Source organism: Rhodopseudomonas sp. BAL398 (genome assembly GCF_033001325.1).
Taxonomy (GTDB): Bacteria; Pseudomonadota; Alphaproteobacteria; order Rhizobiales; family Xanthobacteraceae; genus JARJEH01.
The window spans coordinates 2328019-2342758 of record NZ_CP133111.1 but is presented as its reverse complement, the minus strand read 5'-3'; the positions used below and the strand labels follow the sequence as shown (position 1 = coordinate 2342758).

13 protein-coding genes and 1 pseudogene are annotated in these 14740 nt (G+C 65.4%); 9 read left to right on the top strand and 5 right to left on the bottom strand.

Features of this window, described 5'->3' with window-relative positions:
• Positions 1–82: 82 nt before the first annotated feature.
• The gene (locus tag RBJ75_RS11250) at positions 83–517 is read left to right on the top strand and encodes a hypothetical protein (protein ID WP_276156210.1); all 435 of its coding nucleotides are present in this window, start codon (positions 83–85) and stop codon (positions 515–517) included.
• Between the two features lie 40 nt (positions 518–557).
• Here RBJ75_RS11250 and RBJ75_RS11245 read toward each other — a convergent pair whose 3' ends face one another.
• Together RBJ75_RS11245 and RBJ75_RS11240 are read right to left on the bottom strand one after the other, a co-directional pair.
• Positions 558–1337 (bottom strand): enoyl-CoA hydratase, encoded by a 780-nt coding sequence (locus tag RBJ75_RS11245; protein ID WP_044414837.1) that lies wholly within the window; start codon positions 1335–1337, stop codon positions 558–560.
• Between the two features lie 91 nt (positions 1338–1428).
• Entirely contained in the window at positions 1429–2094 is a 666-nt protein-coding gene (locus RBJ75_RS11240; protein ID WP_276156211.1) for a hypothetical protein, read from the bottom strand.
• A gap of 279 nt (positions 2095–2373) precedes the next feature.
• On the opposite strand from RBJ75_RS11240, the gene RBJ75_RS11235 reads away from it, so the two are divergent.
• From RBJ75_RS11235 to RBJ75_RS11215, 5 genes are all read left to right on the top strand, one after another.
• Positions 2374–2919: a sigma-70 family RNA polymerase sigma factor gene (locus RBJ75_RS11235; protein ID WP_044413600.1), complete on the top strand. Its 546-nt coding sequence runs from the start codon at positions 2374–2376 to the stop codon at positions 2917–2919.
• A gap of 2 nt (positions 2920–2921) precedes the next feature.
• On the top strand, positions 2922–3560 hold the full coding sequence (locus RBJ75_RS11230; protein WP_044413601.1) for an NrsF family protein: 639 nt from the start codon (positions 2922–2924) through the stop codon (positions 3558–3560).
• A 121-nt stretch (positions 3561–3681) separates the two neighbouring features.
• Positions 3682–4041: a DUF2946 family protein gene (locus RBJ75_RS11225; RefSeq protein WP_052628972.1), complete on the top strand. Its 360-nt coding sequence runs from the start codon at positions 3682–3684 to the stop codon at positions 4039–4041.
• A gap of 56 nt (positions 4042–4097) precedes the next feature.
• On the top strand, positions 4098–6242 hold the full coding sequence (locus RBJ75_RS11220; protein WP_044413604.1) for a TonB-dependent receptor family protein: 2145 nt from the start codon (positions 4098–4100) through the stop codon (positions 6240–6242).
• Positions 6243–6381: 139 nt separating this feature from the next.
• On the top strand, positions 6382–8556 hold the full coding sequence (locus RBJ75_RS11215; RefSeq protein WP_044413606.1) for a TonB-dependent receptor family protein: 2175 nt from the start codon (positions 6382–6384) through the stop codon (positions 8554–8556).
• A gap of 19 nt (positions 8557–8575) precedes the next feature.
• Here RBJ75_RS11215 and RBJ75_RS11210 read toward each other — a convergent pair whose 3' ends face one another.
• Positions 8576–9694 (bottom strand): DUF2336 domain-containing protein, encoded by a 1119-nt coding sequence (locus tag RBJ75_RS11210; RefSeq protein WP_044413607.1) that lies wholly within the window; start codon positions 9692–9694, stop codon positions 8576–8578.
• A gap of 40 nt (positions 9695–9734) precedes the next feature.
• Positions 9735–10880, bottom strand: coding sequence for a GGDEF domain-containing protein (locus tag RBJ75_RS11205; protein WP_044413608.1), 1146 nt, complete (start codon positions 10878–10880; stop codon positions 9735–9737).
• A gap of 432 nt (positions 10881–11312) precedes the next feature.
• Between RBJ75_RS11205 and RBJ75_RS11200 the strand changes: the two are divergent.
• From RBJ75_RS11200 to RBJ75_RS11190, 3 genes and pseudogenes are all read left to right on the top strand, one after another.
• A pseudogene (locus tag RBJ75_RS11200) lies at positions 11313–11536 on the top strand (RNA polymerase subunit sigma); the annotation flags it as partial.
• Positions 11533–12240, top strand: a complete 708-nt coding sequence (locus RBJ75_RS11195; protein ID WP_044413610.1) for a hypothetical protein — start codon at positions 11533–11535, stop codon at positions 12238–12240. The pseudogene RBJ75_RS11200 and the gene RBJ75_RS11195, both read left to right, overlap by 4 nt.
• A 482-nt stretch (positions 12241–12722) precedes the next feature.
• Entirely contained in the window at positions 12723–13196 is a 474-nt protein-coding gene (locus RBJ75_RS11190) for a TIGR03809 family protein (RefSeq protein WP_044413612.1), read from the top strand.
• Positions 13197–13251: 55 nt separating this feature from the next.
• Here the strand turns inward: RBJ75_RS11190 and RBJ75_RS11185 are convergent, their stop codons facing one another.
• On the bottom strand, positions 13252–14604 hold the full coding sequence (locus RBJ75_RS11185) for a TIGR03808 family TAT-translocated repetitive protein (RefSeq protein ID WP_044413614.1): 1353 nt from the start codon (positions 14602–14604) through the stop codon (positions 13252–13254).
• Positions 14605–14740: the final 136 nt, after the last annotated feature.

Here is a 14740-nt window from a genome sequence, read left to right as displayed (position 1 = left end):
GCCAGGCTAAGTGTTTGGGCCCCAAGCACTAACATTGAACCAACTTTGTACCGCGTAGAATTACGAGGTTAACGATTTCTCCATGTCGATTGCGCCGCGCTCGGAACGCGACAGAAATACGACGAATTTCGCGGCAATTGAACGCAGAGCTGGATTGACGTGCGTCAACCTCGTCACCACCGGGGCATGCGAAGCTTCAAACATGGCTACTTTATTAGTTTACCGATGCCCGCAAAACGGTCTGATGACGCAGACATGGCTGGCCGAGCCCGTGTCGGGCGATCGGCTGACCTATGAGGCGGTGTTCTGTCTGGCCTGCTCGCAGCAGCATTTTATCTGCGTTGCGACCGGCCGCGCCTTGGGCGACAGCGCCGGGGTGGTTACCAAGCTGCGCGGTCCGGCATTTCCGCCCAAGCAGATCCAGATGTGTCATGAGCGAGCGGCGATGCCGCGCTATGTCGGCGGCCTCAGGTCGCCGTCGCTGGCAGCGTCGGATCATTGCCATAAGCTGCACTGACCGCGACGAAGCGCGCGGTCAGCAACTGGGTCAGCGCGTCTCAGCGGTTCTTGTTGTGCGGTTTGCGCTTCTCAATGAAGGCCGCCATCCCTTCGGCACGATCCTCCAGCGCGAAGGTGGCATGGAATAGGTCGCGTTCGACCGCGAGGCCTTCCGTCAAAGTGGTCTCGAGGGCGCGGTTGACTGCGCTTTTCGCCATCTCGGCCGCCGGCCGCGACATTGCGGCGATCTTGTCGGCGATGGCGACGGCTTCCTCCATGAGCTTGTCGGCGGGCACGATGCGGCTGACCAGCCCGGCGCGCTCGGCCTCGGCGGCATCCATCATCCGGCCGGTCAGGCACAGATCCATCGCCTTCGACTTGCCGATCGCGCGGGTCAGGCGCTGCGTGCCGCCGATGCCCGGAATGGTGCCGAGCGAGATTTCCGGCTGGCCGAATTTGGCAGTGTCGGCCGCAATGATGATGTCGCACATCATCGCCAATTCGCAGCCGCCGCCCAGCGCATAGCCGCCGACCGCCGCGATCGTCGGCTTGCGGCATTTGGCGACGCGGTCGCCGCCGATGCCGGTGAAGTCGTTGTTGAACATGTCGATGAAGGTTTTCGGCTGCATCTCCTTGATGTCGGCGCCGGCGGCGAACGCCTTGTCGCTGCCGGTCAGAAGGATGCAGCCGATCGCATCGTCAGCCTCGAGATCGTCGATCGCCGCGGCGATCTCGCCGAACACGCCGAACGACAGCGCATTGAGCTGCTTCGGCCGGTTGAGTTTGAGGATGCCGACCGCGCCCTGACGTTCGACGATGATGTATTCGTAGCTGCCCATGTGTCATTCCCAAGCTGCGCGGCCGTTCGCGACCCCGCGCAATGTGCCCGCTGCCGGCACCGGGTTCAAGCTGGGCGATCTTGGCTCACCTCTAAGCGACGAACATCCGCACTGCGGAGGCCAGCGTCAGCAACCCGCCGAAAGCGATGAAGATCTTGCCGATCAGCGAGGATTGGCTCCAGGCGCTGCTGTCGTCGGTGGCTGCTTTGACCTCTGCGGTGGAGCTGTCCGATTGGGCGACCGGGCCGGCCTTGTCGTCGCTGGCCGCCAGATCGATGGCGTTGAGCTGGTCGGGGGGGACGATTTCGGCACTGGCCGGCGCCGTCCCGAGCGGTTGGGTGGTTGGCGCGACGTCACCTTCATTGGCTACGAGCTCGGCCGCCGGTTCGGGCACCGCGGGAGCGTCGGCGGCCGGCAGTTCCGCCTTGGCGTCGGCGATCGCGGCGGGCAATTGTGCGGTTGTGGCGGCCGGTCCGGCCTTGGCGTCCGGCGTTTCGGGCTTGCTCGCGACGGCCTTTGCCGGCTTCGCCGAGGCAGCCTTGTTGCGATGACGGCGTGAATGCTTGACGGCTTTCTTGACGCTTTTCTTGGCGACGGGCCGGGTTGCGCTCGCAGCGCTGGCGCGGCCGTCCTTGGCTGCCTGAGCGCTGTCCGGTGACGCCGCCGCGCTGGCGGTGATCTGCATCGGGCCGGCCAGACCAACCCATAATCCAGCCGCGATGATCAATGCCGCGTGCCCGCTGGCTTTGATGTTCATGGCAAACTCCTCTTGCCCAGTCCCAAGCGCGAACAGAGACCGCGCGGCGTGGCATCAGCGCGGCCGAAACAAGGGGAATCTTCGTCGATCCACGGCAAAAACGCGGCACAGCCCGGCGAGGATGGATGCGGCCGGTGGAACGATGCTATGGACGTCAGGCGGCTGCCGAGGGGCATATGTGTCGCCGGCCGAGATCGGGCTTGATTTCACAATCACGTGATCGGGCGCGATGTCGGTAACGTTCGGGCAATCCAGCCGAACTGGCTATCAGGAGCACGTGTGCGCGGACGTGACAACGAGTGGACCGACCTGATGCGGGCGGCGAATGCTGGGGACACGGGCGCGTATCACCGCCTGCTCAAGGCTGTCGCGCCGGTGCTGCGGGCCGGTGCGCGCCGCGGGCTGGCGCGGGCCGGGCAGCCGATCGATCAATCCGAGGACATTGTGCAAGATATTCTGTTGGCCGTGCACCTGAAACGACAGACCTGGGACCCGGAAGCGCCGTTCGCGCCGTGGCTGTTCGCGATCGCGCGCAACAAGCTGATCGATGCGCTGCGCCGTCGCGGCCGGCGGGTGTTCGTCAACATCGACGATTTCGCCGAGACGATCCCGAGCGAGCCGGTGGCCGAGACCTTGCCGGCCGGCGAGGTCGCCAAGCATCTTCAGGCGCTGCCGCCGCGGCAACGCGACGTGCTGCAATCGATCGCGGTGGAGAGCGCGTCGATCAAGGCCACCGCGGCCAGGCTATCGATGAGCGAGGGCGCCGTGCGGGTCGCGTTGCATCGCGGTCTGTCGGCGCTCGCGGCCAAATTGAGATCGGCATGAGCATGGACACGGACAGGTTGATTCAGACGCTGGCGGCCGATGCCGGGCATCGCGCGCGGCCGGTCGGCGCCACACTGGCGGCGGCGCTGCTGGTGGCGATCCCGGTGGCGGCGGCGATGCTGCTGTCGACGGTCGGCCTGCGCCCCGACATCATGACGGCGATGCATAATCCGTTCTTCGATCTGAAATTCGTGGTGACGCTGGCGCTGGCGCTGTCGGCGCTGGCGGTGAGCCTGCATCTGTCGCGGCCCGAAGCCTCGGCGCATCGCTGGATCCTGCTGCTGCTCACTCCCGTCGCAATCCTGGCGCTGGCGATCGGCGCCGAGATGATGCTGCCGCAGCGCAAGCCGATGATGGCGCGGCTGATCGGCAATAATGCGATGCTGTGCCTGAGCTTGATCCCGTTGCTGTCGCTGCCATTGTTGGCGGCAGTGCTGATCGCCTTGCGCCGCGGCGCGCCGGCCAAACCGGCGCTGGCCGGTGCGCTGGCCGGAATCTTGTCCGCGGGACTGGCGGCGACGCTCTATGCCGCGCATTGCAATGACGATTCGCCGCTGTTCGTGGCGACCTGGTACACGCTGGCCACCGCATTGGTGGCCGCCATCGGCGCGCTGGCCGGCGCCAGATGGCTGCGTTACTGACCGCGGCCGTGCTCCTTGAAGTGTTTCTTGGTGGCATTCCGCAAATGACATTGACTCGCACGTCCGCCATGCTAGCCACATGGTGGGGACGGGTGCCTTGGGACCATTTCAGCGTAAACGAATGATCGGGTCGGCTGCGGCTTTTGCCGCCGCCTATGCGCTTGTTCTCAACGTGATCCTGTCCAGCGCGTTGCTGGCCACGCTGTCGCCGACCGCGCTCGCCGCCAGTCATGAGCTTTGCTTCAACAGCGCCAATGCGGCGGCGTTGCCCGGCGACGCGCAGAAGTCCGGCAAGCCGGCCGCCGTTCGATGCCCGCTCTGCGTCAGCAATCACGTCGCTGTGGCGTTGCCGCCGACGATCGCGCTGGCGTTCGATCGCGTCGCGGTGGCCATTGCGCCTGTTGCCGCCTTCGCGGCGCCGTTCGTTGCCAATGAACGCCCCCGCAGCCATCGTGCCCGCGGCCCTCCGCGACTGATCTGACGATCCGCGCCTCGGCGCAAACCGCATCCTCGTCATATCGTTGTCGGAGTACGTCCATGTCGTCCGCATCCTTGCGGCTGCGCAGCCTCGTGCTGGCGTCAGCCGCGAGCCTGGTGTCCGTTGTGGCCCAGGCTCAAACGGGTTCGCCCGAACCGCTGCCCACCATCGTCGTGCAGGCTCCGCAGTCCAGTCGCGCCGTGGCCCGTCGCCCGGCGCCGGCGGCGAGCGCAATTCGTCCTGCCGCTGCACCGGTGGCGTCATCGGCGAATGAGCGCGCGGCGTCACTGACCGTGCTCACCGCGCGGCAGGCGCTGCGCGAGATCCAGCAGACACCGGGCGGCGTTGCGCTCGTGCCCGCCACCGAATTCAAGAACAGCCCGGCCAGCACCATCAAGGACGCGCTGGGCTGGGTGCCGGGCATGCTGATCCAGACCAGATGGGGACCGGACGGCCGCGTCTCGATCCGCGGCTCCGGGCTGACGCGCAACTACGGCAACCGCGGCATCAATGTCTTCATGGACGGTATGCCGCTCAACACCGCGGACGGGTTGTTCGATCTGTTCGAGGTCGATCCGACCGCGTACCGCTACGTCGAGGTCTACAAGGGCGCCAACGCGCTGCGCTTCGGCGCCAATTCGCTCGGCGGCGCCATCAACTTCGTGATGCCGACCGGCCGCGACGCCTCGGCGTTCGACAGCCGGATCGACGCCGGCAGCTTCGGCTACGTCAAGACCCAGGCCAGCACCGGCGGCGTGGCCGGCCCGGCGGACTGGTTCGTCACCGCCTCGGCGCAGCGCGAGGACGGCTATCGCGACCACAGCAAGACCGATTCGGAGCGGCTGAACGCCAATATCGGCTATCGCTTCTCGCCCGATGCCGAAACCCGGTTCTACCTCAACGCCGGCCGCTGGCGCGCCGAGATTCCCGGCGAGGTGACCAAGGACGCGGCGCTGAATTCGCCGCGTGCCGCGAACCCGGAATTCGTGCGGCAGGACCAGCAGCGCAACATCGACTCGCTGCGTCTGGCCAACAAGACCACGCTGCGCTTCGACAACACCACGGTCGATTTCGGCCTGTTCGGCCTCGACCGCCACGTCATGCATCCGATCTTCCAGTGGCTCGATTTCAAGGCGCTGGACTATGGCGCCTTTGTCCGGGCGGCCGATGACCGCCTGATCGGCGGCCACCGCAACAGGCTGGTCACCGGCGTCAATCTGCACAACGGCACCATCGACATCGACCAATATGTCAATCTCGACGGCGCCGTGAAGGGGCCGCTCGCCTCGTCCTACATCTGGAAGTCGGAGAACCTGTCGGCCTACGGGGAAAACTCGTTCTATTTTCTGCCGAGCGTGGCCGCCGTCGTCGGCGGCCAGTTCCTCCACGCCGTTCGCAACCAGCAGGATCGCTTTCTCACCGACGGCGACCAGTCGGGCAGCCGCAGCTACGACATCTTCAGCCCAAAGCTGGGCCTGCTGTGGGACGTCGATCCGACATGGCAGGTGTTCGCCAATGTGTCGCGCAGCGCCGAGGTCCCGACCTTCGACGTCACCACCTTTGCGACGCCGGCGAGCACCAACATCAACGCCCAGACCGCGACGACCTATGAGATCGGCACCCGCGGCCGCCGGAGGGACGTCGCGCTTTACTACGCCAGCTTGCACAACGAGCTGCAATGCCTGACCACCGGGCCATACTCTCCCTGTTCGGTGGTGAATGCCGACCGCACCGTGCATCAGGGCGTCGAGGCGGGATTCGGCGTCGCGTTCCTCAAATCAGTGTTCGCTCAAGAGGATCGCGTCTGGTTCAACGCCAGCTACACCTATAGCGACTTCCGCTTCGACAACGATCCGGCATGGGGCAACAACCGACTGCCGGGCGCGCCGCCGCACCTCCTCCGCGCCGAGGTGATGTACAAGAATCCGAACGGCTTCTATGCCGGCCCGAATGTCGAGTGGATGCCGCAGGCGTTCTTCTCCGACAACGCCAACACCCTGACGGTCGACCCCTACGCGCTGTTGAACTTCAAGATCGGCTACGACCGCGGCATCGGCTGGTCCGGCTATGTCGAGGCGCGCAACCTGCTCGACACCCGCTACATCTCGACCACCATCACCGTCGGACGGGCCACGCCGACGATGGAGCTGTTCAATCCCGGCACCGGCCGCGCCATCTATGGCGGCCTGCGCTACCGGTTGTGAGGCCGCTCGTGTCGAACGCAACGCCCTCCATCACCATCACCATCATCACCGGTGCCGCGGTCGCCGCTCGCCTGACGCGCGGCGTCGCGATGCCATTCGCTCGCCTTGTTCAATCCCTCACTTTTGCTGGGAGCAACTGATGCTGTCCATTTCACTCCGGCTGCGCGGCGTCCTGCTCGCCTCCGCCGCCATCCTCGTGCCGGCTTCCGGATCGGCACAGACCCGGCAGCAAGAACTGCCCGTCATGACGGTGGTCGCGCCGCAGAGCCGGCCGTCTACCGCGCGGCCCGCGCGTGGCGCGCGGGTAGCCCGTCCTACCGCTGCGCCGGTGGCGTCATCGGCGAATGAGGCGGCGCGGGGGCCGGCGCTCACCGTGCTTACCGTGCAGCAGGCGATCCGCGAGATCCGGCAGACGCCGGGCGGCGTCGCGCTGGTGCCCGCCGAGGCCTATAAAAACTCAACCGTCGCCAACACCATCAAGGACGTGCTCGACTACGTGCCGGGCGTGTTCGCGCAGCCGAAATGGGGCGATGACACAAGATTGTCGATCCGCGGCTCCAGCCTATCGCGCAATTTCCATCTGCGCGGCGTGCAGCTCTATATGGACGGCATCCCGATCAACACCGCCGACGGCTATGGCGACTTCCAGGAGATCGATGCCACCGCGTATAAATATGTCGCGGTCTACAAGGGCGGCAACGCCTTGCAGTTCGGCGCCAATTCGCTGGGCGGTGCGATCAATTTCGTCACCCCGAGCGGGCGCGATCCATTCGTCAACGGCGTCAGCGTCGACGCTGGCGCGTTCGGATTTCGCCGCCTGCAGGCCAGCGCCGGCGGCAGCAACGGCGCCTGGGACGGCTTCGCCACCGCCTCGACCCAGGCCGCCGAAGGCTTTCGCGATCACAGCGACGGCCATGCCACGCGCTTCAGCGGCAATGTCGGCTACCAGATCTCGCCCGACATCGAGACGCGCTTCTATCTCAACGCCAACAATGTACGGCAGCGCATTCCTGGCTCCGTCACCAAGGACGCGGCGCTGAGCTCGCCGCAGACGGCCGCGGCCGGCAATATCGCGCTCGATCAGCAGCGCAACATCGACACCGTGCGGCTGGCCAACAAGACCACCATCCGCTTCGAAAACACCACGGTCGATTTCGGCGTGTTCGGCCTCGACCGCCATCTGATGCATCCGATCTTCCAATGGCTCGACTATCACTACGAGGATTATGGCGGCTTCGCCAAGCTGACGGACGATCGCTACCTCGGCGGCTTCCGCAACGTGCTGATCGCCGGCGTGAACGTCGTCAACGGCCGGATCGACAACAAGCAATATGTCAATGTCGCCGGCAGCAAGGGCGCGCTGGCGTCGTCGTCGATCGACCGCTCGAAGAATACCTCGCTCTATCTGGAGGATTCGTTCTACGTCCTGCCGAGCGTGGCGGCGGTGGCCGGCGCCCAGTTTCTGCATGCCGGCCGCGACCGGCGCGACCGTTTCCTCGCCGACGGCGATCAATCGGGATCGACCTCGTTCGATCTGTGGAGCCCGAAAGCCGGCTTGCTGTGGGATATCGATCCAAGCTGGCAGGCGTTCGGCAATATCTCGCGTAGCGCCGAGGCGCCGAGCTTCGGCGAAAGCTCGTCGGGGCAGGGGATCCCGACGATTCCCTTCACCAGTATCCGGCCGCAGCGTGCCACGACCTATGAGATCGGCACCCGCGGCAAGCGGCCCGACCTGACCTGGGAGCTGACCGGCTACCGTGCCGAGATCAAGGACGAGCTGCTCTGTCTCTACAGCGCGTTCGGCAATTGCAACGTCACCAATGCCGACCGCACCGTGCATCAGGGCATCGAGGCGGCGCTGGGCGCGACGATCTTCAAAGGCCTGTTCGAGCACGGCCCGGCGCCGGACAAGATCTGGCTCAACCTGGCCTACACGCTGAACGATTTCCGCTTCGACAACGACGCCCGTTTTGGCGACAATCTGCTGCCCGGCGCGCCGCGGCACTATCTGCGCGCCGAGCTACTCTACAAACACCCGAACGGCTTCTATATCGGCCCGAACCTCGAATGGGTGCCGCAGTCCTATTTCGTCGACAGCGCCAACACCCTGAAGACCGAACCCTACGCGCTGATCGGATTGAAGGCCGGGGTCGACAATGGCGGCACCTATTCGGGCTATATCGAGGCCCGCAACATCGCCAACAAGGCCTATATCGCCTCCGCCAGCATCATCGACCGGGCCAATGCCGGATCGGCGCTGTTCGAGCCGGGCAGCGGTCGGGCGATCTATGCCGGCATCAAGGCGCGATGGTAGTCAGGTTGGCGTCGGCGGATCACGCCGCCGGCGCCGTCGCCGCGGCGCTCTGCTGCATCCGGTGAAAGCGCAGCACCTGCTGCGCGGTCGAGGTCCGCAGCCGCTCATAGATGTCGCGGCACTCGTCGAGGTCGGGCGATTGCTGTCCCGCGATTTCGTCGCGCATCTCGATCAGCGCCCTGACCACCGACCATGACAGGCCCGCGATCTTGGCCAGGATCAGCACGCCTTCGTCACGGGATTCCACCATCATGGTTTCGGCGGAATCCACCGTGACATGGGTGAGGCAGGCGATCGCCGCGTTGGTCTCGTCGAACTTCCGGTTCTCGATGAAATTCGCGATCATGTTCTCGTCGAGCCTGCCGTCTTCATACAGCGAACGCACCAGACCGTGGGCGATGGTGGTCTCGCGGCTGATCGCGCCGGGAGCCGAGCGTGCCAGCCGGGTGGCCTGCCGGACCGCCCTGGTCACGTCGGCGGCCGCGGTGGGATTGGCGGCTTCCAGCCGCGAGCGCACCGATGCCGAGGCCACCGCGATCAGTTTCAGGAATTGCGCGCGGGGGATCGACGGCCGCAGCCCGAGATCGAGCGCGATCTCGTCATTGGTTTCGGCGCGTGCGACCAGCGCGGAATAGCCGTTGTCGGAGAACTCCGCACCGGGATTGTTGAGGGTGCTGTGGACGACTTCCTCGTTGCCGAGTTCGACCAGCACGTCGGTCACGGCGCCGCTCAGCTGGTGCCGGATCGAAATCGCCAGCATGTGGCTCTGGCTCTTGCTGCGCGCATTGGCGATCAACGTGTGATCGTCGAGTTGCTCGGATTGCGACAGAACGGGAGCGGCGACTTCGATTTTGTCCTCGAACGCCAGCTGACGGATGATCCGCGGCGGCGCCTTGGCGATCGGCGCGAGACGTCGCGCGAGCAGGGCCTTGGCCTGAGTTTCGATCTGCGCGACCAGGGCGTCGAAGACGTCGTCGAACACCGCGACCTGGTCTTCGGAATAATGGGCGACGCCGTCGACGAACAGGTCGGTGACGCGGCGCAGGGTTTCGACCCGGCGCGCCACGGTGCCGTGCGCCAACGTGGTCTGCAAATCGTCGAGCAGATCCTTTGCGGAATTATTCGGTCGCGAACTCATCACCCTGTCCTAGAGCATCATTTAACTGCGTCTGTTTTCTTCAGGCGCTTGCAATCCGGTTTCGCCCCCGGTTTTTGGCGGCGTAGAGCGCGTTGTCGGCGCGGGCGAGAATGGCATCGGGCGACTCGTCAGCCGCCAGGGTGGCGACCCCCGCCGAGATCGTGACGCTCATGCCGACCGAGAATGCGCTCCAGTCCAACTCCGCGACGATCGCGCGCAGCCGCTCGAGCATGTCAACGGCCTCGTCGTTCGAGGTGTTGGGCATCACCAGCAGAAATTCCTCGCCGCCATAGCGTCCGAACTTATCGATGTTGCGGATATTGGCGAAGATGGTGATGGCGAAGGTGCGCAGCACCTCGTCGCCGGTGGGGTGGCCGTGGGTGTCGTTGATTTGCTTGAACAGGTCGAGATCGATCAACGCCACCGACAGCGTAGCTTCGGTGCGTTCGGCCTGCATGATCTCGCTGTCGAGCATACGCATGATGCAGCGGCGGTTGAACGAGCCGGTCAACTCGTCGAGTTCGGCGAGCTGCTCGATCCGCTCATAGGCCTCCTTGAGCTTGAGGCCGCGCTTGTACAGCGTGTCCCGCAACTTGCTGGACAGCATTCCGATATACATGCAGCGCCCGATGGTGAGGGCGAAGACCAGCGCGGTGGCGAGCCGTTCCGACGGCGAGCCGAACGGCATCGCGAATGGCCGGTCGGTCAGCATGAACAGCCCAGCCAGCGCCACGGTCGTCACGGTCCACACCACGGCGGTCTGGCGGGCGGTTGATCGCAGCGAACTGAAGCTGAACACCACGAACAGCGTGCACAGGAACATGAAGCCGACCTGCGGGATGGCGTAAGCGAAGGCCAGCATGATCACCAGACTGACCGTCGCCTGCTGAACCACGCAGTAGTGGTCGCGGAAACGCTCGCTGATCCCGGATTCGGACAGCGCGATGAAGCCCGCCACGGTGATCAGGCCGCAAGCCGCGAAGGCCGGGCCCGCCGCCGTCGGCACGGTTCCGGCATAGGCGTAGATCAGCAGGATGCAGGCATCGATCACATAGCTGAGACCGATGAGGTCGAGCATCTGCCGACGCTGTTGGCTCCGGCGTGCGCGAACCGCCAGCGTTCGCACCTTGGCGCCGCCGTCGAGTTCGTCTGCAATGGCGCCAGCAAGTGCGGCCGTCGTGCCCATGGGCCCCCGCGAGGTCGAAACAGAGCGTGAAATCTAATCGCGAAGCATTTAGGTTTCGTATCTTTCCGGAGGTGACGGGGTGCCGATTGGCAGGATTACCGCATTGTTTTACCTATTAAAATATCCTTTTGCGGAGGCGGCGGCAGCGGCGCCGGACCTGCGGCCGTGAAAAATGCCGTTATGTCGCACAATCCCTTAATGGAACCCGGCGCCAAGCGGGGCATGGCTGGTCCGGGCGCCATCCAGGTCGCAAGTCGGCGATAGGCAGCTGTGGCCAGCAGCACCGACGATCAGTTCTATGCCGCACAGCACATATCGGCGCCGGCCGATCGGCTAACATCAAGAATTTGCTTTTGTCTTTCGAACCTTCCGCCGGCCCGAGCCGACCAACCTTGCGAGATGGCCAGGAAATCATAGGCCGAGTGATGCGTGGTGGCCCAGAACGAAGATAGGGGTGACGCGTTGCGGAACTGGCTGAGTGCGCTTGCGCCAGAGTATCGGGTCATCGTCGATCTTGTGACCACGGCAAATCGGTCGGGGAGGTCGCCCCGATCGTTCGAATTCCCGAGAACGCCGTGACGACGCGCCCGTTCGAGGCGCGCAGGAAATTGGCCGAACTGCTGCGGGCAGCCGGCGTGGAGCGAGGCTGGCCGTGATGGCAACGAGCAAGAAAATGCCGGAGCAGGATCCCGGGGAGATCGAGGCGCTATTGCCTTGGCGCGCCGCCGATCGTTTGAATCCCCGTGATCGCCGCCGCGTCGATGATGCAATCGCACGCGATCCCGCTCTGGCCAGGCAATACGCGCTGATCCAGGAGGAACACGCCGCGATCATCGCCCTCAATGACGGCCTCGGTGCGCCCTCGCCAGGGGTGATGCAGAAATTGTTCGCCGCCATCGACGCCGAGCCGCCGCGCGGCACGGCGGCGGCGAGCGGGCTCCCGCGACGGTTCGCGGGTTTTTTCGCCGGCCTGTCGCCGCGGGCGCTGGCCTGGTCGGCCGCGCTGGCCGGGTTTGCCCTGCTGCTGCAGGCCACCCTGATCGGCGCGATGCTGGCCTGGCCGCCGACGGCAGCCGTCCGGCACGCCTCGGTTCAGCCGCAGACGACGCACGCGCCAGCGCCCATCACCCGCAGCCTTGGCGCCGCGCCGGCGCCGCGGGTCTTCGTTCGCTTCGCGCCCGACGCGCGCGCCGCCGAGATCGCCGCGTTGCTGGACCGCTACCGCGCCTCGGTGATCGACAGCAGCAAGGGCGGCATCTTCAAGCTGCAATTTCCCGAGCCACCGCAGCAGGACCTGACCGAACTGGTCAACAGGCTGCGGGACGAACAAGCCGTCAGCCTTGCCTTGCCGGCGCCGTAGCGCGGCGGGGAGCGCTGCGGCGCAACGGTTTTGCATCTCGACCTGAAAAAATTCGGCAACCGGTTTGAACGTTTTGCGTTGGTCTCAATACCAATAGAGGTGGGAGCGGAAATCATCCCGCCCGACGAGGCTGTATCGGCGCGAGCGCCCATCCATCCGGCGCCAATATGGCTTGACCCGCCCGGCTGTCCCCCCGGGCGGGTCTCTCGTTGTGCCGTCGCTGCGCCGACTCGGCGAACCCTTCGGGCGATCGGCACCACCCATCTTCACAACCTGAGGTCGTGATCCGCCGGCGCCGCGCCGCCGCGGCTCCTTGCGGAGCCATGGCGCGGGCGCCCGTTGCCATCGCGGGTCACGCGCCTATTGGCTTCGTAAAGCCGCCAGCTGGACGTGGTAAACTTTTGTTAACAATATCTACCTACATTTAAATCGATTCGTTGTGTTGCGTCCGCGTCTGTCCCTCCTCTGGCGGACTAATCATTATGCAATTGACCGACGCGGCGCGTGGCCGGCTCATCATCGAGCGGTGGTGTACGCTTGCTGAACAGCGCCTGGACTACCTCACCGAACTGTTCGAGACCGGCCGCTGGCAGCGCTTTTTCGGCGAGGCGGCGTTCCTCGAGAACATCAGGGAAGCCAAACAGGCCGTGCAAACCTGGCAGGGCCTGCTCAATAGCGAAGCATCGCCGGACAACCGGCCGATCGATCTGTCCTGGCTTGGTCGCCGCTCGACCTTGCCGCCGCGCGCCATCGCGCTGCCGGAACCGCCCGAGCGCCGCCCGATCAGGATTGCTGCGGACAACTCCCGGGCCCGCCAAGCTCCGACCTTCGAACCGCGGCCGGAAGCGACGGTGCCGGCACCGGCAAACGGGCGGGTGGACCAGGAATCATGGCAGCTGGCGCTCGATCCCGAGCTGTTGCAGCAGCGCTATCCGCTGCTGCGCAACGCCTTCTAGCGTTTAGCAGCCGACCCGCGGGCGATCTGGTTCGGCTGCGCGGCTTGTTATGGCGTCACCGCACCGCGTTGGTGCCGAGCGCGATCTGCTTGTAGCGCACCGCGCCCGCGGCGGTGAGGTCGGGGGTGACCGGCTTGGCATGGTCGAGGCCGATCACCGCGCCGCGCGGCGTTTCCGCGATAGTATTGTCGCCGACCAGCGCGGTGCCGGCGCCGTCCGCCACCGAGACGCCGATCCCGACAAAGGCCTTACGGATCACATTGCCGGTGATGGCGACGTCGCGCAGATATTTGCCCCAGCCGGCGACGATGCCGAAGGATGGCGCATTCTCGATCACATTGCCGGTCACCGCGGTATCGGCCTCGACATAGATGCCGATCCCGGCGTCGTCGTCGGGCGCGGTGCCGATCGGGCGCTTCGGCAACAGATTGCGGATGATATTGCCCTGCACCACGCTGAGCCGGCCGCCGACATTAAAATTGCACACCGAGACGCCGACCGCCGCGCCGTCGACCGTGTTGTTGGCGATCACCGCGCCCTCGAAGGCGAATTCCGAATACAGCGCCACCTCGCGGACGCCGCTGACGCTGTTGCCGGTGATCTGGATGTTGGAGGCCGAATTGCCGCGCACGGCGGAATAATCGCAATTCTTGATCCGGTTGCCGCTGACGATGACATTGCCGGCGCGAAACGCGTTGATGGCGTTGCCGTATTGTCCGGAGCCGCCGGGCCCGGCCTTGATGTCCTCGATGCGGTTGCCGGTGACGATGCTGCCGTCGTCGCCGATCGCGCTGCGCAGGATCTCGATGCCATTGTCGTTGGTGCCAAGAATCGTGTTGCGCGCCACCGTCAGCCCCTTGGCGTCGAACGACACCACGCCGGTCACCGCGATGCCGGTCAGCGTGTTGCCGCTGATCTGGCCTGCGACATTCTCCAGCCAGATCCCACTGCCGCCGCTATTGGTCAGGACGCAGTCCTCGATGCGCAATTCGCGGCCTTGCAGGCAATGCACCAGCCCGCGCCTTGTCGGCAGCTTGATATCGGCGCCGTCCAGCGTGAGGCCGGACAGGCCGATGGCGTCGGCGCCCTGGCTTTCGAACAGCGACGCCCCGCCGGTGAAGATCAGTGTCGTCGCGCCGCGCACGCCGATCAGTTGCGAGCCGGCGGAGAGCCGCAGCAGGCCGGTGCGGTAATGGCCGGGCGGCAATGCCAAGGGCTGACGCGCTCGCGCCGACGCGTCGATCGCGCGCTGCAAAGCCGCGGTCTGGTCGTCCGGGCTGTCGGGCCGCACGCCATAATGGCTGGCGTCGCGGCCAAGGCGCGAGGTCAAAGGCGCCGCCCGCAGCGGCGCCGCCGACAGCGCCACCGCGCCGGCGGATGCGGCGAAAAAATGCCGTCGGCTGATCATGGGTCGCGCGCTCCGGCTGCTATCTGCGGATTAGAGCAAATCCGGTTCTGATAGATCAGAACCGGAGCTCAAGATTCTTGTTTTGACGCGTTTTCTTCACGCGAACCGGTACCCACTTCGCTCGAAAACGCTCTAA

Excerpts from the sequence above, each read along its gene's own strand:
- RBJ75_RS11210 (WP_044413607.1), bottom strand. The coding sequence starts at position 9,694 with ATGAGTTCGCGACCGAATAATTCCGCAAAGGATCTGCTCGACGATTTG.
- RBJ75_RS11230 (WP_044413601.1), top strand. The coding sequence starts at position 2,922 with ATGGACACGGACAGGTTGATTCAGACGCTGGCGGCCGATGCCGGGCAT.
- RBJ75_RS11240 (WP_276156211.1), bottom strand. The coding sequence starts at position 2,094 with ATGAACATCAAAGCCAGCGGGCACGCGGCATTGATCATCGCGGCTGGA.
- RBJ75_RS11245 (WP_044414837.1), bottom strand. The coding sequence starts at position 1,337 with ATGGGCAGCTACGAATACATCATCGTCGAACGTCAGGGCGCGGTCGGC.
- RBJ75_RS11185 (WP_044413614.1), bottom strand. The coding sequence starts at position 14,604 with ATGATCAGCCGACGGCATTTTTTCGCCGCATCCGCCGGCGCGGTGGCG.
- RBJ75_RS11225 (WP_052628972.1), top strand. The coding sequence starts at position 3,682 with ATGATCGGGTCGGCTGCGGCTTTTGCCGCCGCCTATGCGCTTGTTCTC.
- RBJ75_RS11215 (WP_044413606.1), top strand. The coding sequence starts at position 6,382 with ATGCTGTCCATTTCACTCCGGCTGCGCGGCGTCCTGCTCGCCTCCGCC.
- RBJ75_RS11250 (WP_276156210.1), top strand. The coding sequence starts at position 83 with ATGTCGATTGCGCCGCGCTCGGAACGCGACAGAAATACGACGAATTTC.
- RBJ75_RS11205 (WP_044413608.1), bottom strand. The coding sequence starts at position 10,880 with ATGGGCACGACGGCCGCACTTGCTGGCGCCATTGCAGACGAACTCGAC.
- RBJ75_RS11190 (WP_044413612.1), top strand. The coding sequence starts at position 12,723 with ATGCAATTGACCGACGCGGCGCGTGGCCGGCTCATCATCGAGCGGTGG.
- RBJ75_RS11220 (WP_044413604.1), top strand. The coding sequence starts at position 4,098 with ATGTCGTCCGCATCCTTGCGGCTGCGCAGCCTCGTGCTGGCGTCAGCC.